Source organism: Gulosibacter sediminis (assembly GCF_023370115.1).
GTDB lineage: Bacteria > Actinomycetota > Actinomycetes > Actinomycetales > Microbacteriaceae > Gulosibacter > Gulosibacter sediminis_A.
The window spans coordinates 1,662,459-1,685,383 of record NZ_CP097160.1 but is presented as its reverse complement, the minus strand read 5'-3'; the positions used below and the strand labels follow the sequence as shown (position 1 = coordinate 1,685,383).

7 protein-coding genes are annotated in these 22,925 nt (G+C 66.8%); all 7 read left to right on the top strand.

Translation table 11 applies throughout. The features are described from left to right. The first annotated feature begins 44 nt into the window (after positions 1–44). The 7 genes from M3M28_RS07755 to M3M28_RS07725 are packed head-to-tail and all read left to right on the top strand — an operon-like array spanning position 45 to position 22,591. A complete protein-coding gene (locus M3M28_RS07755; protein WP_249385928.1) occupies positions 45–2,975 on the top strand; it encodes a helicase-related protein in 2,931 nt (976 codons plus the stop codon). A gap of 1 nt (position 2,976) precedes the next feature. Beyond that, complete coding sequence (locus M3M28_RS07750) at positions 2,977–7,686, top strand: DNA methyltransferase (RefSeq protein ID WP_249385927.1); 4,710 nt, start codon at positions 2,977–2,979, stop codon at positions 7,684–7,686. Next, positions 7,686–14,123 carry a DEAD/DEAH box helicase gene (locus M3M28_RS07745; protein WP_249385926.1) on the top strand — a complete coding sequence of 2,146 codons (6,438 nt, stop codon included), beginning with the start codon at positions 7,686–7,688 and terminating at the stop codon, positions 14,121–14,123. Before M3M28_RS07750 ends, M3M28_RS07745 begins: the two co-directional genes overlap by 1 nt. After that, a complete protein-coding gene (locus M3M28_RS07740; RefSeq protein ID WP_249385925.1) occupies positions 14,123–16,558 on the top strand; it encodes a 3'-5' exonuclease in 2,436 nt (811 codons plus the stop codon). Before M3M28_RS07745 ends, M3M28_RS07740 begins: the two co-directional genes overlap by 1 nt. Next, on the top strand, positions 16,533–17,747 hold the full coding sequence (locus M3M28_RS07735) for a DUF6361 family protein (RefSeq protein ID WP_249385924.1): 1,215 nt from the start codon (positions 16,533–16,535) through the stop codon (positions 17,745–17,747). Before M3M28_RS07740 ends, M3M28_RS07735 begins: the two co-directional genes overlap by 26 nt. Then, positions 17,740–19,518, top strand: coding sequence for a phospholipase D family protein (locus tag M3M28_RS07730; protein ID WP_249385923.1), 1,779 nt, complete (start codon positions 17,740–17,742; stop codon positions 19,516–19,518). Before M3M28_RS07735 ends, M3M28_RS07730 begins: the two co-directional genes overlap by 8 nt. Beyond that, positions 19,475–22,591 carry a helicase-related protein gene (locus M3M28_RS07725; RefSeq protein WP_249385922.1) on the top strand — a complete coding sequence of 1,039 codons (3,117 nt, stop codon included), beginning with the start codon at positions 19,475–19,477 and terminating at the stop codon, positions 22,589–22,591. Before M3M28_RS07730 ends, M3M28_RS07725 begins: the two co-directional genes overlap by 44 nt. The last annotated feature ends 334 nt before the right edge of the window (positions 22,592–22,925 follow it).

The following is a 22,925-nucleotide window of genomic DNA, read 5'->3' as shown; positions in this document are numbered from 1 at the left end:
TAAAGTAAACAGAACACTTCCACCATCGAGAAAGAGCCGATGACGTGACACAAACCGAGGTTGCCGACGACCTGCAGTTTGCTCCTGGTGAGGTGGTGATCGTTCGCGACGCAGAGTGGCTCGTGACGAACACCGAGCAGACCACATCTGGCACCCTCGTGCGCTGCATCGGCCTCAGCGAGCTGGTCCGCGACACCGCCGGCGCGTTCTACACCGACCTAGACACGATCACCCGCCTCGATACCCGAGAGGCCCGCGTCGTCGGCGACGGCTCACCGCAGTACCGCACGGCGCGGCTGTGGCTCGAGGCGACGCTCCGACGACAGCCGACCCCAACATCCGAGTCGAAGCTCACCGTGAGCACGCAGATGCTGGCCGATCCGCTCAACTATCAGCTCACCGCGGTGAAGCGCGCCTTCGATCAGGAGCAACTGCGCCCGCGCCTGCTCATCGCTGACGCGGTGGGCCTTGGCAAGACGATTGAGATCGGCATGATCCTCAGCGAGCTCGTTCGACGCGGCGAGGGTGAGCGCATTCTCATCGTCACGCCCCGCCACGTGCTCGAGCAGATGCAGCGTGAAATGTGGACCCGCTTCGCCCTCCCGTTCGTGCGCCTCGACTCGCTCGGCCTGCAACGCGTCAGACAGCAGCTCCCGGCAACAAGAAACCCCTTCAGTTACTTCAAGCGTGCGATCATCTCGATCGACACGCTCAAGCAAGACCAGTACCGCGCGCACCTGCAGCACTTCCGCTGGGATGCGGTGGTCATCGACGAGTCGCACAACATCACCGGCGCGACGCTGAACAACCGCCTCGCCCGCACCCTCGCGCCGAACACGCACGCGCTGATTCTCGCGTCGGCGACGCCGCACAACGGTAAGAAGGAGTCGTTCGCCGAGCTCATCCGCCTGCTCGAGCCGAGCGCGGTGCGCCCCGACGGCACGGTCGACCGCAAGGCCGTCAATCGCCTCGTGCTGCGCCGCCACCGCCACAGCCCCGAGGTGCAGCGCGAAGTCGGCGCCGACTGGGCCGAGCGCAAGCCGCCGCAGAACATCCGGATCGACGCGAAGCCCGCAGAGAACCGCCTCGCCGAGCACCTCGCATCAACCTGGCTCAAGCCGCAAACCGCGAGCCCCTACTCTGGCGAAAACAAGGGCTTGTTCCCGTGGACCCTCGCCAAGGCATTCCTCTCATCGCCGGTCGCCTTTCTCGAAACCGTGCGCGAACGCCGAAAGCGCCTCGGCGACTCCGCGGCAGAAATCCGCGAAGGCCACGCGCTCGACGAGCTCGAGACGCTGGCGCAGCGCTCGCTCGACGAAGGCTCGGCGAAGCTGGATGCGCTGCTCGGCTACCTGAAGAACATCGGCATCGGCCGGGGCAAGGATGTGCGCGCCGTCGTATTCTCGGAGCGTGTCGCAACCCTCGGCTGGTTGCGCGAGCAGGTCAAAAAGAACCTCAAGCTCGCCGACGAAGAGATTCGTATTCTGCACGGCGGCCTCAGCGACACCGAGCAGCAAGAGATCGTCGAAGAGTTCCGCAAGGCCTCGTCGAAGCTGCGCGTGCTCATCACGGGCGACGTCGCATCCGAGGGCGTGAACCTGCACTCGCAGTGCCACGAGCTCATCCACTTCGACATTCCGTGGAGCCTCATTCGCATCGAGCAGCGCAATGGCCGCATCGACCGCTACGGCCAGCGCACCGAACCGCAGATCACCACGCTGCTGCTCGACTTCGACAACGAACTCTTCGCCGGCGACGCGAACGTGCTCGCGCGCCTGGTCGAGCGCGAAGACGAGGCCCACCGCGCCCTCGGCGACACGGCCTCGCTCATGGGCAAGTACGACGCCAAGGCCGAAGAAGACGAGATTCGCAAGGTGCTCGCCGGCACCAAAACGCTCGACGACGTGGTCGCACCGCCCGAGCAGATTCTGCAGCAAGACACCGAAGATCCGTTCTTGCAGTACCTCATCGACGCCGCCCAGCAGGGAGATCCGCAGCAGGCGCCACCCGAGCAGACAACAGCACAGTCACAAAAGCCAACACACCAAACCCCCACCGACACCATCCCCGCCCCGGGCCTGTTTCCCGATGCCGGCACCTTCCTGAAGGCCGGTCTCTCGGCCGCCTTCAAATCGGGCCCGGCCAACTCGCTCGACCACAACGGCGTCGGCTTCAAGGCAAACGACACCGACTTCACGCTCTCGCTCACGCCGCCGCGCGACCTCAACCAGCGCCTGCGCGTGCTGCCGCAGTCGTATCTCGCCGAGCGCCGCGTCACCGAGCGCATCACCATGACCACTTCGAAGGACGCCGCGAAGCGCGCGCTCGCCGATGCGCAGAACTCGGTCACCTCGCCCTCGCTCTGGCCGAGCGAGCACTTTCTCGGCCCGCTGCATCCGGTGCTCGACTGGGTGGCCGACAAGACCTTGACGAGCCTCGGCCGCAATGAGGTGTTCGCGGTGCGCGGCCAGGTCGACGTGCCCACTGTCTATCTGCTCGCGACTATCAGCGACAAGCAGGCCCGCACGGTCGCATCCATGCACATCACGCAGTTCGGCCCGTCGCCGGGGATGCTGTTCAGCGAGACCCACGCGAACGCGAACGAGGCACTCACGAGGCTCGGGCTCACGGCCGAGCACCAGCTCGTGAACCCCGGCGCGGTCGACACCAGCGCGCTCGCGGGCTACATTCCCGCGGCGGTCGACAAGACGCAGCAGCACGCGCGCAATCAGCTCGACAACATCACTGAGGCGATCGAGCGCCGCGTGCGGCATTGGCTCGAGCGCGTCGCCGAGTGGGAGGCGGATGCGCGGCAGCTCGTGCAACGCCGCGAGCTGAAGACCCGCGCGAACGAGATTTCTGAGGAGGCGCAGCTCGCCGAGGCGCTGCGGCCGCACCACGTATCGGTGCGCCCGCTGCTCGTCGTCGTGCCGAACGACTCCGCAACATCCAACGACACCGAAGGAGCGCGCTGACATGGCCGACGACGCGTTGATCATTGGCGAGAGCTGGCTCAGCGAGCATTTCTTCACCACCGACAGCAAGTCAGAGTCGTTCCGCGCCGAGGTCGTCAAACGCCACAAGCTCTGGAAGGCCACTGAAGACGACGGCCACGAGTCGGCGCGCTCGCGCTTCAAGTCGCATCGCGCGGCGCTCGTCGACGCGTTCAGCAAGCTGGGGCAGGCACAGGCGGATGCGCGCGACGAGCCGGCGCGAACGCCGAGCCCCAGCACGGCGGCAGACCTCGACGCGCTGCTCTACGACACGCTCGCCGCGGCCATGGGCGCGAACACCGGATTCGTCGAGCAGCGCCGCGAAGGCCCCGTGCGCTGGCTGCACGACGAGGGCGTCGAGGCGCCGTTCCTCGCGATCGTCAAGGCGCTTCCCGCTGATTCGGTCGACGAGCTGCTTCGCAAGGGCAACGGCGCCGAGCAGCACCAGCTCGCCGAGCCGTTCGCGCCGCGCGACGACGAGAACCATCCCATTCACGCGGTGCCGAAGCTGCTCAGCCACATATTCCAGATCGAAGAGGTGCCGTACGCGATCGTGTTCGCGGGCGGCTGGCTGCTCGTCACCGATCGCGAGCGCTGGCCCGAGGGCCGCTACCTCGCCGTCGACCTGCAGCTCGTGATCGAGCGCAACGACACGAAGCAGGCGGGGGAGCTCGACCGCACGATCGCCGCGATCGCGGTCGAGAGCTTCGAGTCGGCGGGCCTCGAGAACTCGGGCACCCCGTGGTGGACCGAGGTGATCGAGGCATCGAAGAAGCACGCCGTCGGCGTCTCAGAAGACCTCCGCGAGGGCGTGCGCCTGTCGATCGAAGACATCGCGAACGAGGTCGTGCGCCGCCGCGCGGCCCAGGGCCTCGAGCCGCTGCCGAAGCAGCAGGCGCAGCCGCTCGCGGTGCAGTCGCTGCGCTACCTCTACCGCATTCTCTTCTTGCTTTACGCCGAGGCCTCGCCCGAGCTCGAGGTGCTGCCGGTGGGTTCGCCCGAGTACGGCGAGGGCTACAGCGTCGACCGCCTGCGCGATCTCGCGCTCGTCGAGCTCGAGTCGACGCGCGCCCGCGAGGCGACGCACATCTACGCGTCGCTCGGCATGCTGTTCCGCCTCATTGACACGGGCCACGGCGAGCGCAGTAACAAGAAAGACGAGCACCTCGTCGACGGCCTCAGCTTTCACAGCTTGCGCGCTGACTTGTTCCGCCCCGAGGCGATCGCGCTCATCGACGAGGTCGGCCTCGGCGACGGCGCGATGACGCGCATTCTCGCGCGACTGCTGCTCTCGAAGCAGCAGAAGGGGCAAGATCGCGGCTTCATCAGTTACGCCGATCTCGGCATCAACCAGCTCGGCGCCGTGTACGAGGGCCTCATGTCGTACACCGGCTTCTTCGCCGAAGATGATCTCTACGAGGTGGCGAAAAACGGCGACGCGAGCAAGGGCTCGTGGGTCGTGCCGGTCACCCGCGCGAGCCACCTCGACGACAACGACTTCGTCATGACCGAGAACGAGCTCACGGGCGTGCTCGAAAAGGTGGTGCACCGCCGCGGCACATTCGTGTACCGGCTCTCGGGCCGGGCACGGCAGCAGTCGGCGTCGTACTACACGCCCGAAGTGCTCACGAAGTTCACGGTGTCGCAGGCGCTCGCCGAGCTGCTCGACCAGAACGACACGGTCACCACGGCCGACGAGATTCTGAAGCTCACGGTGTGCGAGCCGGCGCTCGGCTCGGGAGCGTTCGCCATCGAGGCGACGCGGCAGCTCGCGGCCGAGTACCTCAAGCGCAAGCAGGCCGAGACTGGCATCACGATCGAGCCCGAGCAGTACCCGCAGGAGCTGCAGCGGGTGAAGGCGCACATCGCGCTGCACCAGGTGTATGGCGTCGACCTCAACGCGACCGCGGTCGAGCTCGCCGAGATTTCGCTCTGGCTCGACACGATGCTCAAGGGCCTGGATGCGCCGTGGTTCGGCCTGCACCTGCGCCGCGGTAACTCGCTCATCGGCGCGCGCCGCGCGATGTATGCGCCGGGCGATTTGAAGAAGCGCGCGTGGCTCAAGACCGAGCCCACCGAGATCTCGGCGACCTCGCTCGCCGATGACCTGCGCGATGAGCGCCTCGCCTCGCAGACGAGCGGCAAGATCTTCCACTTCTTGCTGCCCGCAGACGGATGGGCGGCCGCAGCCGAAAACGCCGAGGTGAAGAAGCTCACGCCCGACGGCGCGAAGGCGCTGCGCGACTGGCGCAAGACGGTGACGAAGCAGCCCGAGAAGAAGCAGGTCGACACACTGCTGAACCTCTCGATGCGCGTTGAGCGCATGTGGCAGTTCGTGGTGCGCCGCCTCGAGATCGCCGAGACCGAGGCCCGGCGCCACATCGAGCTGTTTGGGCAAGAATCGCGCGCTGAGAAGTCGGATGCGGTGAGCCGCGAAGAGATTCAGCGCAAGCTCGACGACCCGAACGGCGCCTACCAGCGCCTGCGGCTCGTGATGAACGCGTGGTGCGCGCTGTGGTTCTGGCCGGTGCCGATAGGCGAGCGCAACGACGTGCCGCCGAGCTTCGAGCAGTGGGTGGATGCGCTGCAGCAGATTCTCGGCGTTCACGCCGAAGTGCCGGCGAGGGCGCGGGCGCAGGGGCAGACCGGCCTGCACATCGGCACCGACTGGCACACGCTCGGGGAGTCGGAGCAGCTCGACCTCGACTTTGCGGGCGCGGTCGACATCAACGAGGTCGTGAAGGAGCACCCGTGGCTCAAGGTCGTGCGCGAGGTGTCGGATGCGCAGGGCTTCTTCCACTGGGATCTCGACTTCGCGTCGCTCATGGCGACCCACGGCGGCTTCGACCTGCAGGTCGGAAACCCACCCTGGGTGCGGCCCCGCACCGACATCGAAGCGCTCTACGCCGAGGCCGACCCCTGGTGGCAACTCAACCCGAAGGCGACGCAGCAGCAAAAGGCGATCAAGCGTGGCGAGGCGCTGGGGATGCTCGGCATGCCCGAGTTAGTTGCGGATGGTGTTGGTGACGTTATTTCCACTTCGACGTTTGTCGGCAGTCGTAATGAATATTCGCCTCTCGCTGGTCTTCAACCGGATTTATATCGCTGTTTCATGGTTTCGACGTGGCGGCATAGTTCGATGAAGGGCGCGGCGTCACTGGTTCATCCAGACAGCCACATGACAGACGTCAAAGCGGGAAAGTTTCGCGCGCAAACCTACTCAAGGCTGCGTCGACACTGGCACTTTGTAAATGAGCTCAAGCTGTTTACCGAAGTCGGCGACCTGATGACTTATGGCGTTCATACATATGCGACAAGTCGTAAAACGTCATTCTTGAACGCTGTGAGCCTTTATCACCCCGAGACCGTTGAAAGATCACTTTCCCATGACGGTTCAGGCGAAGAACCAGGACTCAAAGACCCCGAAGGGAACTGGGACCTTCGCCCCCATTCGGCTCGCATCACGACGGTTGACGAAAGCGTACTCCACACGTGGCGCGATGTATTGGGTGACGCTGAAGTGCCGATTTTAGAGTCTCCGATGGTGTACACGGTGACCTCTAGCCTGCAGACGGTGCTGGAGAAACTGGTTGATCAGCCTCGACTCGGCTCGCTGGGACTCGAATGGAGTGGCGGCTGGCATGAGACCATCGATCGCCGCAAAGGACGGTTCGATGTGGAGTGGGGGCCCGCCAAGTCATGGGATGACGTGATTTTGCAGGGGGTCCACCTTCACGTTGCGAACCCATTCTTTAAATGGCCCAACGAAACGTTGAAGAGCAAGGCCGACTGGACGCGGGTAGACCTTGAGATGCTGGGCATTGATTCGTTGCCAGTGACGTCGTACAAGCCGATCCGAGACGCAAGCTACGACGCCCAATACACACACTGGGATGGGCAGAATGCCCGCAACTTCTTCCGCTTCGCCTGGCGCAATATGGCTGCAAACACTGGCGAGCGGACGCTGATTGGTGCAATTGTGCCCCCTGGCGTGGCGCATGTGAACGCCGTCACCACAGTCGGGGCAACGCAAGGAGAAAGTCTGTCAAAGCTATACATGGCTGGCGTCTTCGCTGTCTCGATACTTTCTGACTTTCAGGTAAGGCTTGTTCCCAAAGGAAACATCTGGACCTCGGTCTTTAACCGAATTACTTTCAGCGACATAGAAATATTGCGGACTGAACTATTCTGGAGATTTGGCCGACTCGTGAGTGTTACTTCCGCGTATGAGGATTTCTGGCAGGCGAACGCAGGACCAGCTAACTGGGCGATACAGCCGTGGTGGCACGACGCTGCTTCTCTTGAAAATGCGTCCATTAGTCGATGGAATACAGGCGTGCCGCTTCGTCTCGACGCGGAACGCCGACAAGCGCTCCTCGAGATCGACGCCATCGTGGCATTGAGTCTCGGCATCTCCGCTGACGAACTCTGCACGATCTACCGCACGCAGTTCCCCGTGCTCTATGGCTACGACAAGAACAAGTACGTCTACGACATGAACGGCCGCGAGGTTCCGGGCGAGCTCGTGCGCGAGTGGCGCAAGCGCGGCGACGATCTCAAGCAAGACGAGCTCTACGCACAGAACGTGGCGGGCAACTACGTGCAGTACGAGCTGCCATTCCGCACGCTCGACCGCGAGGCCGAAATGCGCGAGGCCTACGCCTACTTCGAGAAGAAACTGCAGGAGTCGTAGTGGCCGCGCTGCTGCCGTCGCTGCAGGTCGGCCAATTACAGGGATCGATCGGCGACTACATACGCACGACCTTCGGCCTCGCCGAGCGGCAGGTCGCCGAGAAGCTCGACGAGTTTCTCGGCGACTCGACGAACGGCATTTTTCGCGGACCGTACATCCGCACGCGCCTGCCCTTCAGGGCCGCCGAGCGCGAGGCCACCGAGGTGCTCGAGTGGTACGGGGCACCGTATCCGCCGCACGGCCACCAGCTCGCCGCCTTCGAACGGCTGAGCTCGGCGCGTCACACGGGCGGCGACGGCCCGCGGCCGACGATGGTCACCACCGGCACTGGCTCGGGCAAGACCGAGGCGTTCCTCTACCCGATTCTCGACCACGTGCTGCGAATGCAGCGCGCCGGGCAGACGGGCATGAAGGCGCTCATCCTTTACCCGATGAACGCGCTCGCGAACGACCAAGCGCGACGGCTCGCGCAGCTCATCTCGGCGCATCCGGAACTCTCGGGGGTCAGCGCGGGCCTGTTCGTCGGCGAGGCAGGCCCCAAACGCTCGAAGGTGAGCCGCGACGGGCTCATCACCGACCGCGGCACCATGCGGGCGAAGGCGCCCGACATTCTGCTCACCAACTACAAGATGCTCGACCAGCTGCTGCTGCGCCACGACGACCAGGGCATCTGGCAGCAGAGCGCCACGAGCCTGCAGTACCTCGTGCTCGACGAGTTCCACACCTACGACGGCGCGCAGGGCACCGACGTCGCCATGCTGCTGCGCCGCCTCGGCCTCGCGCTCAAGCGGCACTGGCCGCAGAACCCGGCTGCCCGCGCATCCCTCGGCATCGACGCCGCGGCCGAGGCGGCGCCGCTCGGCAAAATCACGCCCGTCGCCACCTCGGCGACGCTCGGCGGCGACGACCCGACGGTGATGCTCGACTTCGCGAACACCGTGTTCGGCGGCGGCTTCGACACCGGCAGCGTCGTGGGCGAGACGCGCTACACGGTGGCGCAGTGGGCGGCCGAGGCCATGCGCATCCCTGCCGGCCGGCCGCGGCTGCTCGGCGCCGAGGGCGTCGACGCGCCCGCGATCGACACCACCGCCGTTGCCGCCGCCGTGTCTGGCGCGGGCGACGAACCGCTCGACCTCGCGCGCCGCGTCGTCGCCGAGCTCTTCACCGATCCGGGGGAGTTCGTCGCGGCCGACGCCGAGGTGCTCCACGATGCGCTGCGCGCGCATCCGCTCGTGCTCGAGGTGCTTGAACGCACGGCCGCCCCGGTGGCGCTCGATGCGCTCGTCGCGGGCATCCTCAACGGCTCGGTCACGCGCGACGCCGATGCCGCCGCCGACACCGTGAACGCCGTGCTCGCGGCGCTGAGCCAGGTGCGCGCCGCCGTCGGCTTCCGCGCGCCCTCGGTCGACGTGAACGTGTGGATCCGCGAAGTCACCCGCCTCGACCGCATCGCCGGCCCGAGCGTCGGCTTCCGCTGGAAAGACGACGGCGAGACGTTCTTGCAAGAGAACCAAGACGCGCACTCTGACGCGGGGCGCGACGCCGTGCCCGCCGTGTACTGTCGCCACTGCGGCCGCAGCGGCTGGGGCATCGCGGTGAAGAGCACCGGCGAGCACCGCGCCCTCGCGCCCGCGAGCGTGAACCCGCGCGAAGAGTCGGTGCGCAAAACCGGCAACTTTCGGGCCCTCATCTACGCCGACCGCGAGGCCGACCAGCACTACGAGAAGAACGAGCCCGTGCCCGGCTTCGGGTGGTGGGACGTGCGCGAGCGCAGCGTGTTCGCGACGCATCCGGGGCTCGAGGGCGGCGACGTCGACACGAACATTCTCCCCGTTCGCTGGCTCGACGGCGAAGACGCCGAGCGCGACACCCGCAACGACGTGTGCCCGGCGTGCGGGCAGCGCGACGGCATTCGCTTCATGGGCGCCGCCGTCGCCACGCTGCTCTCGGTGGTGACCACCTCGCTGTTCGGCGACGGCGAGCTCGACGACGCCGAGAAGAAAGAGCTCGTCTTTACCGACAGCGTGCAAGACGCCGCGCACCGCGCCGGCTTCGTGCAGTCGCGCGCGCACACCTTCGGGCTGCGCAACGCGATTCGTCGGGCGCTCGGCACGCAGACGCGCACCCTCGCCGAACTTGCGACCGAGATGCTCGCGCGCGCGACGACTCAGGCCGACCGCTACCGGCTGCTCGGGCCCGACATCGTCGACCGCGAGAGCTTTCGCAGCTTCTGGCAGACCGCCGACGCGAACAACGTCGACCTGCCCACGCGCCGCCGCGTCGCAAAGCGCATGGCCTTCGACCTCAGCCTCGAATTCGGGCTGCAGTCGTCGTTCGCGCGCACGCTCGAGAAGACCGGTTCGGTGACGGCCGAGGTCGACACCGGCACCCCCGAGCTGCTCGAACGCCTCGCCCGCGAGGCCGTGAGCGGGTTTGAATTCAATGCCGAGCTCGGCAGCGACGGCGAGATCGCCGGGCCGACGCTCGTCGCCTGGGCGCGAGGCGTGCTCGAGCAGCTGCGTTCGCGCGGCGGCATCATGCACCCGTGGCTCAAGGCCTACATCAAAGACAGCGGGCTGCGGTACCGCGTCTGGGGTGGGCGGCCGCACCGCGAGGGCATGCCGGCGTTCCCGAAGGGTCGCTCAGCGCCCGCCTTCGCCCGCGTCGGCGCGAACCCGAAGCACGGCAAGGCCGAGTACCTGCTCGACGACCTCACCTCGCCGACCGGCTGGTACGCGCGCTGGACCTCGCGCATCCTCGATGTGCCGAAGGAGGCGAGCGGGCGGCTCGTGCGACGGCTGTTCGACGCGCTCGCGGAGGGCGAGCTCGTCGAAACCCACCACGTGGAGCGCGGTGGCACGAGCCCGGCGTTCGCGCTCGCGCCCGAGCGCATTCTCGTGCGCCCCGCATCCGACGCCGACCTCACCGCCGGCAACACGATGCTCGAGTGCGACAGCTGCGGCGCGCTCACCGCGGGCAGCCCCACGACCGTGGCGCAGCTCGACGGGGCTCGATGCCCGGTGCTGCAGTGCCACGACGGCATGCTGCGCCGCCACGCGCTGAAGCCCGACAACTACTACCGCACGCTCTACGCCGAGTCGAACATGCGCCGCGTGGTCGCCCGCGAGCACACGAGCCTGCTGCCCGACGACGTGCGCCTCGCCTACGAGCAGGCGTTCAAGGGTGCCGAGACGCAGCCCGATGCGCCGAACGTGCTCGTGGCGACGCCGACGCTCGAGATGGGTATCGACATCGGCGACCTCTCGACCGTCGTCCTCGCCTCGCTGCCGCGAACCGTCGCGAACTACGTGCAGCGCGTGGGCCGCGCCGGTCGCCTCAGTGGGAGCGCGCTCGCGCTCGCGTTCGTACCGGGGCGGCACGATCAGCTCGCCTGGTACCAGGAGCCGCTCGAGCTCATCAACGGCGAGGTGCCCGCGCCGGCGACGTACCTCGACGCGGTCGAGATTCTCAAGCGACAGTTTCTCGCGACGATCTTCGACGAGATCGCCGCGCGGGGCGGTCAGCAGGGCACACGGCGGGCGATCGACGTGCTCGCCTCGGCCGACGCCGACACCCCGCTCGGGCACGTGATCGACGAGATTCAGGAGTTCGGCGGCGAGCTGCTCGAGCGCTATCTCGCGTGCTTCGATACGGTGGATGCTGACGGCGCGCGGCGCTCGCTGCTGCGTGACGACAGCGTGGCCGAGCTACGCGCGTGGCTTCGGGCGGGGGATGACGGCGTGGTGCCGGTCGCCGCCGACCTGGCCGCCGCATCCCGCGCGTTTGCGCTCGAGGTCGACCGGCTCGACCGGCGCATTACCGAGACCTCGCGGCTCATTGAGGAGTTGGAGAAACGGGCGGAGGCGCCCGCCGCGACCGAAGAGGATGCTTCGGAGCTGCGCGCTGCCGTGTCGATCCATCGCATGCTGCGGCGCACGCGCGCCGAACTTGACAACGAGTTCTGGGTGGCGGCGCTCGAGCGCGTCGGCGTGCTGCCGAACTACACGCTGCTCGACGACGCCGTCGACCTCGACGTCGCCGTGAGCTGGATCGACGCCGATACGCAGGTGTTCGCGCAGGAGTCGTTCCGCTACACCCGCGACGCCTCGAACGCGATCCGCGACTTCGCACCCGGCGCGACGTTCTACGCGCAGGGCCTCGCGATCGAAGTCGACAGCGTCGAGACCGGCGCGAACGGCGAGGCCGTGCACACCTGGGTGTGCTGCCCGACCTGCGGGCACGTGCACGACCTCACGCTCGAGCAGGTCGCGGAGCTTGGCCCCTGCCCGCGCTGCGGCGAGGCCGCGTTCGCCGACACGGGGCAGCAGCTTTTGGCGATTGAGCTCGAGAAAGTGTCGGCGCAGGTGCGCCGCGACGAGCACCTCATTTCTGACGCGAGCGACGAACGCGTGCAGCACCACTTCACGATGCTCGACCTCGCCGACATCGACCCCGACGCCGTGCTCACGCAGTGGTTCGACGCGAAGACTGGCTTCGGCGTGAAGTACGCGCGCGCCGTGACGCTGCGCACCCTGAACCTCGGCACGCAACGCGACGGCTCGGGCAGCGCCGAGCGGCTGCTCGGCGGGGTCACGACCTCGGCGCCGCTGTTTCGCGTCTGCCGCGAATGCGGGCACCGCGACACCGAGCCCGGCGACAACTCGTGGCGCGAGCATCAGCCGTGGTGTTCGCACCGCAAGCTGCGCGATGAAGACCCGGTGCAGGTGGCGCTCGCCCGCACCCTCGAGACGCAGGGGCTGCTGCTGCGCCTGCCCGACGCGGTGCAGACCGACGAGTTCGTGTTGCCCTCGCTCGCGGCGGCGCTGCGGCTCGGGCTGCGCGAGGTGATCGGCGGCGACCCGCAACACCTCGACATCGCGCTCGTGCGCGACGTCTCGCACGCGGGCGCTGGCACCGCAACCTTCACGGGCCTGCTCGTGCACGACCGCGTGCCCGGCGGCACCGGCTATCTTGCCGACCACGCGACACCCGACGGGCTCGAGCGCATCCTCGTCTCGGCCCTCGAGGTGCTCGAGGCATGCGTGTGCCAGCACGAGCAGCGGGCGGCGTGCCACCGCTGCCTGCTGCCATTCGCGCCCGGCCGCGCCACGAAGAACGTGTGGCGCTCGACCGGCGTGCGCGTGCTGCGGCAACTACTCGGCGTGCCGCGCGACGATGTCGAATCGGCGCCGCGGCACCACTGGGAGGTGAAGGCCGAAGACCCGGGCAAGCGCGACTCGGGCTCGGCCCTCGAGCAGCAGTTCCGCACGGCGCTGCTCGGCGGGCTCGAGGTGATGGCCGCGACCGTGACCCAGCAGCCCACCACCTTCGGCAACTCGCTCACCGTGACGATGCCGCAGCGCTCGCTCATCACGGTGCAGCCCGAGCAGCACCTCGCCGGCGCTCGCCCCGACTTTCTCTTCGAGTCGAGTAATGCGGCCGACGGGCGGCTCGCCGTGTTCCTCGACGGCTACCAGTTTCATGCGACGCAGGCGATCGACCGCCTCGCCGACGATGCCGCGAAGCGTGCGGCGATTCGCGAGACCGGCACCACCGTGATTTCGCTGACGTGGGAAGACGTCGACGAGTTCCTTCGTGGGGTTCCCGCTGAGCTGCCCTCCTGGGCCCGCGAGAGCCGCACCTACGACGGGCTCGGCACGCAGCTCGGGCTTAACGCCGGCGACATCGAGCGCATCTTCGCGAACCCGATGTCGCGCATCCTCGACTGGATGCGCGACCCGCAGCTCGCAATGTCGGCCTGGCAGCGAATCCTGGCCGCCCTGCCCATGCTGATGATCGGCACCGGCCAGACCGCCGAGCTCGGCGAGCGCAGCGTGGCGGCGGCGGCGCTCGAATGCCTCGACGCACCGCTTCCCCCTGGCGCTCCGACCGCGGCACAGCGGCGTGACGGCAGCTTTGTCGCCGTGACGCAGTACCAGCCGGGCGGCAGCGGACCGACGTTTACGAGTGCGCTCGTGCTCGACGACGGCGCCGATGCGCTCGCCGATGCAGGCTTCCGGGCGCAGTGGCGCGAATACCTGCACTGGTCGAATGTGCTCGGGCACGATGCCGCGAACACCGTCGTGTCGACGCGCTCGCTGCTTGCCGGGGCTTCTGACGTCGCTGCAACGCCCGCCGTGCCGGGTGGAACGCCCGACTACGCCTTCGGCTCGCAGTGGCAGCTCGCGCTCGAGTACGCGCTGCCCGACGAGGTCGAGGCGCTCGCGCCGCTGCAGCAGGCGGGCGTCGTGCCCGCGCCCGAGGTCGGCGAAGAGCTCGAGACGGGCGTGCTCGTGCTCGCGAGCTGGCCAGATGCGCGGCTCGCCTTCGCCCCCGGGCTCGGCGAGTCGGAGCTCGCGCTCGTGCGTGACGCCGGCTTCGAGGCGCGCGACGCGGCGGGCATCATCAACTACTTCACCGAACGAGGGGGAGCGTAATGCCACAGGTGATCTGGGCACAGCAGAAGTCGAACTCGGTCGACGGCAACCTCAAGTCGAAGGTGTTCAGCTTTCTTAGCAAGCTGCACGACGACGACACGACGCCGGGCCTGCACATCGAGCCGATGACGCACGCCGCCGACCCGCGTGCCCGCACCGGCCGGGTCGACGAGTTCTGGCGCGCCGTTCTGTTTCGGCTCGACCCGCCGCGCGGCGAGGTCACCTACGTGTACACCGGCGTGTGGCCGCATGACGAGGCGATCGAGGTGGCGCGCACGCGCGTGCTGCGTGTGAACCCCGTCAACGGGGTGAACGAGATTCTCGAGGTCGACGCCGAGGCGGTTGCGAGCGGCGTCGACGAGGTCGTCGAACGCGCCCGGCAGATCGCCGATGCGCAAGAGAAGGCGGCCGCCGCGACCGCGCAGGGGCTCGTGGTGACGCCCGTGCTCGAGCGCAAGGGCTACACGCTTCGGGGGCTCGTTGAGGAGCTCGGCTTCAACGTCGCCGACGCCGAAGAACTCATGGCAGCGCCCGACGACGCGGCGCTCACCGCCTTCGTCGACCGGTTTACCAACGGCTGGCAGGAGCTCGCCGTGATCGCGCTGCTCGAGGGCAAGCCGATCGACGGGATTCTTGCCGAGATACACGGTGAGATGGCCGACCCCGAGGCGCTCGAGGTTGTTGGGGAGGATGTTGAGGTCGAGGCCGGGGACGCCGTAGCTGCCGCCGCGACCTCCGACGCATCCGAGCCCGTCGATGATACTGCTGCCGACGAGCCAGGCGACACGGTTGGGGCGGCTGATGTTGCGGCAGACACGCCAGTCGCGCAACCCGAGCCTTTCGAGAACGAAGACGAGCGCATCCTGCGTGGCTTCGAGCATCCGGCCGCCCGCCGCCAGTTCAAGTATGTCGACGGTCAGGATGAGCTGCGGCGCGTGATCGAGGCCGAGGACTTCGGCGCGTGGACGGTCTTCTTGCACCCCGATCAGCAGCACTACGTCGAGCGCAACTACGCCGGCACGTTCCGTCTCACGGGTGGCGCCGGCACCGGCAAGACGGTGATCCTGCTGCACCGCGCGCGGCGGCTCGCGCTCGACAACCCGCAGGCGCGCATCGTGCTTACGACCTACACGCGCACGCTCGCGACGATGCTGAGCCGCGACCTGCAGCGGCTCGACCCGAAGCTGCCGCTTGCCGCTGAGCTCGGCGACGCCGGCATCTATGTCGCGGGCGTCGACCAGCTCGTTGCCGAGGTGCGGCGGCGCTGGCCGCGCGAGTTCAATGCGGCGAGCGAGCGGGTGCTCGGCTCGTCGGCCGATGGGCGCCGGCCGAGCGGGGCGAGCACCGAGCAGTGGGAGGCGACCGCGCGGCGCTTCGAATCGGAGCTCGGGGAGCGGCTCGCCTCGGCGGCGTTTCTCGAAGAGGAGTACCTCGACATTGTATTGCGCGAGCGCATCGCCTCGCGCGAGGAGTACCTGCGGGCGTCGCGGCTCGGCAGCGGCACGCGGCTCGGCCGCCGGCAGCGCGTGGCGGTGTGGGACGCGATTGAGCAGTTTCGCCTGAGCCAGAAGATCGACCGGCAGGTGGCGTTCGCCGAACTCGCGGCCATCGCGGCGGCGACGCTTGAAGGTCTCGGGGGCATGGCCGACCACGTGCTTGTCGATGAGGGGCAAGACCTGATCGCGCCGCAGTGGCAGTTTCTGCGGGCGCTCGCGGTGCCCGGTCCGAACGATCTGTTTATTGCCGAGGACGCGCACCAGCGTATCTACGGGCGGCCCGTGCGCATGGCTCGCGTCGGCATCGATCTGCGGGGGCGCTCGCGGCGGCTCAAGCTCAATTACCGCACGACGCAAGAGACCCTCGACTTCGCGCTGCGGGCGCTCGAGGGCGAAGAATGGGTGACGGGCGAGGGCTCGCGCGAAGACGTGTCGGGGTATCTCTCGGCGCGCCGCGGCCCCGAGCCGCGGCTGGTCGAGGCGGCTGGCGCGCAGGTGGATACGGTGCTGCGCGTCGTGCGCGAATGGATCGACGAGGGCGTCGCGCCGTCGACCGTCGCGGTGCTCGCGCGCTCGCGGCGGGATGCGCAGAACATCGCGACGATGCTTGGCGACCAGGGCATCGCAGCGCGATTCGTCACGCCAGCTGACGAGCCGCAGGCTGGTGCCCTGACGACCATGACGATGCACCAGTCGAAGGGCCACGAGTTCTCGCGGGTGCTGCTCTACGACATCTCTGAAGGTCGGTTCCCCGTGCCGCTGCGCCGCGACGCGACCGAGGCGATCGCGCAGGAACATCGGATGCACGAGGCCGCGCTGCTCTATGTCGCCGCGACGCGTGCGCGCGATGAGCTTGTGGTGACGTTCGAAGGTGGGGTTTCGGGAGTGCTGGGAGTTCGAAGGAACAGTAGCGATGCCAGAACTCATCGCGTGGCTTGACGCATCCGCCGCAGAGCAGCAGCGGATGCGCGACATCGTGAGCCTGTTCACCGACCGCGACAGCCGTGACGAGCTCGGCTTCGGGCAAATCCGCGATGCCCTCGGCGACGCGCTATTTCCTGGCAGCTCGACCCTGCACACCCGCGCGAAGTACCTGCTGTTCGTGCCGTGGATCTATCAACTCGCATCCGCTGACAAAACCGACCCCGCGGCGCAGGCGAAACGCCTCGAGCGCAAGCTCATACCGGCGCTTGCAGCCAGCCGCGATAGCGCCGGCCTCATTGGCGGCCAAGCCGGCGGCGCGGTCAAGATGCTGCCGTCATCGATCTACTGGAGCGCACTCGGCCGCTACGGCATTCGCAGTGACGCTGCCGCAAGCCGCAGCGACACCGCGAATTCGCCACAGCACACCATCGCCGGCGACGAGGAAATGACTTCGCAGCACCGAGCCTGGTCGGCCGAGATTCCGCCCGCACCGCAGGGCTTCCCCGGCCAAGTGCCCGGAGGATTCGCGCTCACGCACCATGAAGCATCCTGGCTGCGTGACCGCATCGTCATGGAAACCGACGGCACGCTGCTCGCGCACTTTCTGCACGTTCGCCCCGACGACGACAGCCGGTTTCCCTGGAAAACCAACGCAGCGCAGACCGCGACGGGCGATGCGAAGGCGCTCCTCAACCACGCGCAGACGTTCTCGGCAGTAATTCACGGCGTGCAGCTGCTCTACAATCTGCTCATCGCCGAAAGCTACGAGGCCGCTGGGCTCGACCGGGTGGCGAACCCGGTCGAGGACTATCGCGGCCGCTTCGCCGAATGGGCGCGCCAGCTCGATAGTGAGGTCGACCGCTTTGCCTGGCCGATAGAGGACTTCTTTGCCCGGCTCGAGCTCACTCGGGGCATGCCGATCAAACCCGGGACCGTCGCGTTTGTGCGCAACTGGCTCGAGCTCACCCGCGAACATCCGCTCGCCAGCCTGGCCGAGCATGACGACGCCCGCCGACTCGTTCGTCGTCGAGAACGCACCAATAAGCCCACGCTGTATCGCATCGACGCCAGCCGCAAACGCTTGAGTATGTGGGGCGGCGGCTCGCAATCGGGGCGCATCGGCTATCGCTGGGCATACGTCCGCAGAATTCTGGCCGACATTCACAACGGGCTCGACCAAGCGATCGAGGTCACCGATGCTTGAGCCGCAACAGCGCGCGACGTTCACCGAACAGCTCCAGCCGCCGACGGGCTTCCGGCTCGTCCAGGCCATCGGCACGACCTTCACCCTCGACCTCATCTCGGCGCTCGCCGTACCACTGTCGTTCAGCGCGAGTCGGCTGCACGACGCCGACGACCCGGTGTCGACCTTCGCCGCCATCAGCCAGGCTGCCGATGCGATCGACATCTTCGCGCAGGCGGGCGAGATCACTCTCGGCAAGCACAGCGATCTCGTTACTTATCTCGAAGAGCCGATCCACGCGGTAGCGACACCCGGTGGCATCTTCCACCCAAAGGTATGGATGCTCGAATTCGCGCGCGGGGGCGAACACCGTTTCCGGCTCATCTCGTCGAGTCGAAACCTCACGGGCGACCGCAGCTGGGACATCGTGGTGCGACTCGACGGCAACCCAAGTCTCGACGGCGGTAGCCAAGAACAGAACGAACCCATTCAGCGACTCGTGCGCGGTCTGCCCGAGCTCTGCATCCAACCGCTCGACGTTGCGCGCAAGCAGCGCATTCTCGACTTCGCCGAACGGCTTGGCAGCGTCGAGTGGGAGACCTCGGATGACATCCGCGAGCTTGCGTTCCACACACTTGGCATCGGCGAGGCGACGCCACCGAAGGTGAGCGGCAACCGTGCGCTCGTGATCTCGCCGTTCGTCACCGACGACCGGATGCGCGAGCTGCGGGCGAGTATCCGCGGCGAAACCCACCTGTTGTCGCGCGGTACGAGCCTCGATCGGCTCGCGCCGGAGTGCTTTGACGAGCAGCTGCATGTCTACGACTTTGACCAGGCCGCCAATCTTGAGGCCGAAGACGACCACCAACTCACCGGACTGCATGCCAAGGCGATCATCGTCGACCAGTCGCGTCGCAGCCGAATCTGGCTCGGTTCCGCGAACGCGACTCGCGCGGCCTGGCACGACAACGTCGAGTTCATGGTCGAATTCGCCGCATCAACCCCGAGCTACGGCGTCGCAACGACGATGGCCGCCCTCGGTGAGTTGAAGGTGCTCTACGACACTGCGGGCGGCGAGGCCGAACCGGCCGACGAAGCTGCGCGATATGCCGTCGACACCGCGCTGCGCCGACTCGCGACGCTGGCGGTGATTTCTCGCGTGGTCGCGGGTGCGCCGCATACGCAGCTGGTCTGGGTGGGAGAGGGGCTCGAGGATGCGCTGCGGCCGGCCCGCGCCAACGGCATCGAAATCGAGTGGCGGCTGCTTACCGACCTCGGCTCGACCACCACTCGGCTCGGTGAGCACGAGGCCGACGCCACGCGATTCGAGGGGCTCGACCTCACCGAAATCACCGCGTTCCTTGTCGCAAGCGCCACGCATCCGTTGTTGCCCGGTGAGCAGCAGTCGACCATCATCCCCATGCGCCTGCTCGACGACATTGCCGACCGCAAAGAGGCGACCATCGCGCGGCACCTCGCCGACCCCGCCGCGTTTATTCGTCTGCTCACGATGCTGCTGCAGCTTTCAGGGCTTGCGGCTGCGACGGACGCGGCGGGTAGCGGCGCGTGGCGCGAATTTGGTGGCGGCACTGCCAGCAGCACTGGGCTATTTGAGGCACTGGTGCGGGCGCTCGCGCGAGGTGCGCAGGGGCTTGACGATGCGCAACGAATCATCAATTTTCTGCGGCGCGAACCTGAATCGACCGCGTTGCCCGTCGGGTTCGAACCACTTTGGAACGCGGTATGGGATGCGCATCAGCAGCTTCGAGGGAGGGCGAGCGATGACGAGTAGCGTTGACGTCGACGCCGTGCTCGCCTCGCTCAAGGGCTTTCAACGCGACACCGTGCAGCACGTGTTCGAGCAGTTCTACGAGCGACCCGACGGCTCCGGTCGATTTCTCGTTGCCGACGAGACGGGGCTTGGCAAGAGCGTCGTCGCCAAGGGAGTTGTTGCGCGGGCGATTGCGCACCTCGAAACCGACGACTCGGTTGACCGGATCGACATCATCTACGTCTGCAGCAATCAAGATCTCGCGGCACAGAACCTTCGCCGACTTAATGTGACCGGTGAACGGGAGCTCGGCTTCACCTCGCGGCTGACCATGCTCGCGAAGGAATCGGCCCGGCTGCAAGCTCCCGCGCGCCACGGCGGCAAGAAGGTGAATCTCGTCTCGTTTACCCCGGGCACCTCTTTCGCCGAGGGCGGTCAGCGCACAGGCGCGGCCAATGAGCGGGCGATGCTCACCGTAATTCTCGATCAACTGTTCAACCGCAGCGTCAGCGATCGTCGGGTGACTCGGCTGCTGCTCCAGGGCGGCGTTGCAACGCCCGAGCGGTTTGACAGCCATTATGTTCGACCGCTGCTGGCAGAAACTGGCGAACTTGACCCCGATATCGTCACCAAGTTCGGCGAGCTGCTCAAGAATCACGGCATCGATCAGAAGTTTCTTGAGCTGCGCGAGCATTCTCGGCGGCTGCGCAAGCTGGGCGACCACGAACGGGCGCGCGCCGCTCGGCTCATTGCGGCGATGCGGCAGCAGCTGGCGAAAGCCAGTATCGAGTCGCTCGAGCCCGACCTCGTCATCCTCGACGAATTTCAACGGTTTCGGCAGCTGCTCGACCCGAATGGCGGCGATGCTGCCGAACTCGCGCACGCACTGTTTGAGTTCCACGCCGCGAAGGTCCTGTTGTTGTCAGCAACGCCCTACAAACCCTTCACACACGGCGACGACGACGAAGATCACTATCGCGACTTTCTCGCGACCGTGCGCTTTCTCGCCGGCCGGCGCGGCGGCGATGTCGACGAGGTGCAGATGGCGCTCGAGCGGTATCGGCATGCGATTACGCGCGGTGCGACTGGCACCGACGAAGCCGCGCGCATCCGCCAGTTGCTGTTGCCGCTCATGAGCCGCAGCGAGCGGCCGCGGTTGAGCAATAGCGACGACCTTGTGCGCGTCGTGCGACCGGATGTGCCGGTGCCGAGCACCGCCGAACTCCTCGACGCGGTGCAGTTGCACGAGCTCGCCGAGCTGTTGAAGTCGCCGCTGAGTCTCGAATACTGGAAGTCGATTCCGTACTTCGTGAACTTCATGGAGAACTATCGCATCGGAACCCGCCTGGCGGATGCGCGCGAGATGGATGCCGATGCCCTCGCTCGGTTGCTCTCGGCAACGCAATCGATCAGCTCGCATGATGTGCACGATCGGCGCGAGATCGGCTTTGGCAACGGAAAGCTCCACGCTCTGGCTGAGCGCACAATCGAGACAGGCATGTGGAAGCTGCTATGGATGCCGGCATCGATGCCCTACCTCAAACCAGGAGCCGTCTACTCGACGGTTGACGCTGGGCTGACAAAATGCGTGCTGTTTTCGTCGTGGAGTGCCACGCCGACGGCGGTGTCGTCGTTGCTGAGCCACGAGGCCGACCGCTTGGCGTACGCAAGCCATCACGCTGCGGCCGATGAGCGGGTGTCGTTGCGGCTCGCGTATCGCACGCTCGAAGATGGTCGGCCGGCCGCGATGTCGGTGCTGCCGTTGTTTTGGCCGCATGCCGAGCTCGCGAAGGTTGGGGATCACCGCGCGGTGCGGGCGCAGTCGGACCGCGCGCTCGACGCCGATGAACTGGTGTCTATCGTGGGTGAAGGGCTATTGGACGGCCGCCCCACGGAGCAGGCCTCGACCGCGTACTTCGCATACCCGGGCGTTCGACCGGGCGGCGTCAGCGATCGCGAGATGCGACGGGTGCAGCTGGGCGATGACGCGGATGCGCCGAGCGGTCTTGATGCGCATGCGCTCGAGGCCATGCGCATTGCCGATGCGCACCATGGCGACGTGTTGGCGCATCCAGAGCTGCCGCGGCTGGCGGCTTACGCGCCGGGCAACATAGCCTGGCGCGCGCTGCAAACGGTCAGCGGGGATGAGGTGGAGACGAGGGAGTTGTGGCTTGCCGCACGGCTCGTCGGCACGTCGATTCGAGCGCTGTTCAATCGTCCCGACACCATTGCACTGTTGTCGACGCTCTACGGCGAAGAGAAACCGTATTGGCAGCAGGTGCTCGACTACTGCGCTGACGGCAATCTGCAGGCCGTGCTCGACGAGTACGTATTTCAGCTCATGCTCGAATCGGGTGCCGGAGTACACGGGCGCCTTGACGGGGACGAGCTGCGCAAGGTCGCGGAGCGGATTGCTGATGCGCTGGGGCTCCGCGCTGCCAACTACGTGGCGCGCGACAACACGATTGACCGCGAGCAGATTCGTATGTCGGCGCGCTTCGCGGTTCGCTACGGCGCCGGTCGAGGTCAGAGTGCTGAGGATGCGGGAACGGCGCGAATGGCGTCGGTGCGCGCAGCGTTTAATAGCCCGTTTGCGCCGTTTGTACTCGCTTCGACGAGTGCGGGACAAGAAGGCATCGACTTTCACTGGTGGAGTCACGAGGTCGTGCACTGGGACTTGCCGTCGAATCCGGTCGACTTCGAGCAGCGCGAGGGGCGGGTGAACCGGTTCGCTGGTCATGCGATTCGCAAGAACATTGCCGCCACGCATGGCGAGTCCGTGTTGGGTGATGGGGATGCGCATCCCTGGTCGGCGGCGTTTGCCGCGGCCGAGCGCGACGACCACGGTCATGGCGAGTTTTCTCCGTGGTGGATTTATCCGGGGCCGGCTCGGGTGAACCGGGTATTGCTGTCGTATCCGTTCAGCGTGGATGCGGCGAAGTACGAGCGTTTGCGAGACGAGCTGACGCTGTATCGCTTGACGCTGGGGCAGCCGCGGCAGGGCGACATGGTGGAGATGCTCGCACGTCGCGGCGTTGATGGGGATGCGATTGCGGCGATTGATTTGCGGAGCCCGGTGCGGCGGGAGCAGTGATGTGCCTGCCGAGGCGTATCGACGAAATCGCAGGTAACAATCGCCCGATCAATCGACGCCCGTCCGTCGCCGCGCATCCTCTCCAGGCGTAGCCTGAGCCGCACATCGTCAGCACGCTAGAGGGGGAGCTACGTCATGATGAATAAGAAACACGCTCTGCCTACAGGTCTCGGACTCACCGTCGCGCTCGGGGTGACCGGCTGTCAGTCCGGCAGTGACAGTCAAATCGACGGTGAACCGGTTACCGATGCTGAAGCGACGCACGAAAACTGAGCCAACTGAGACGGGCGACTTGGGCAACACTGAAGAAACCGCCGCGCCATCAGCGACAACC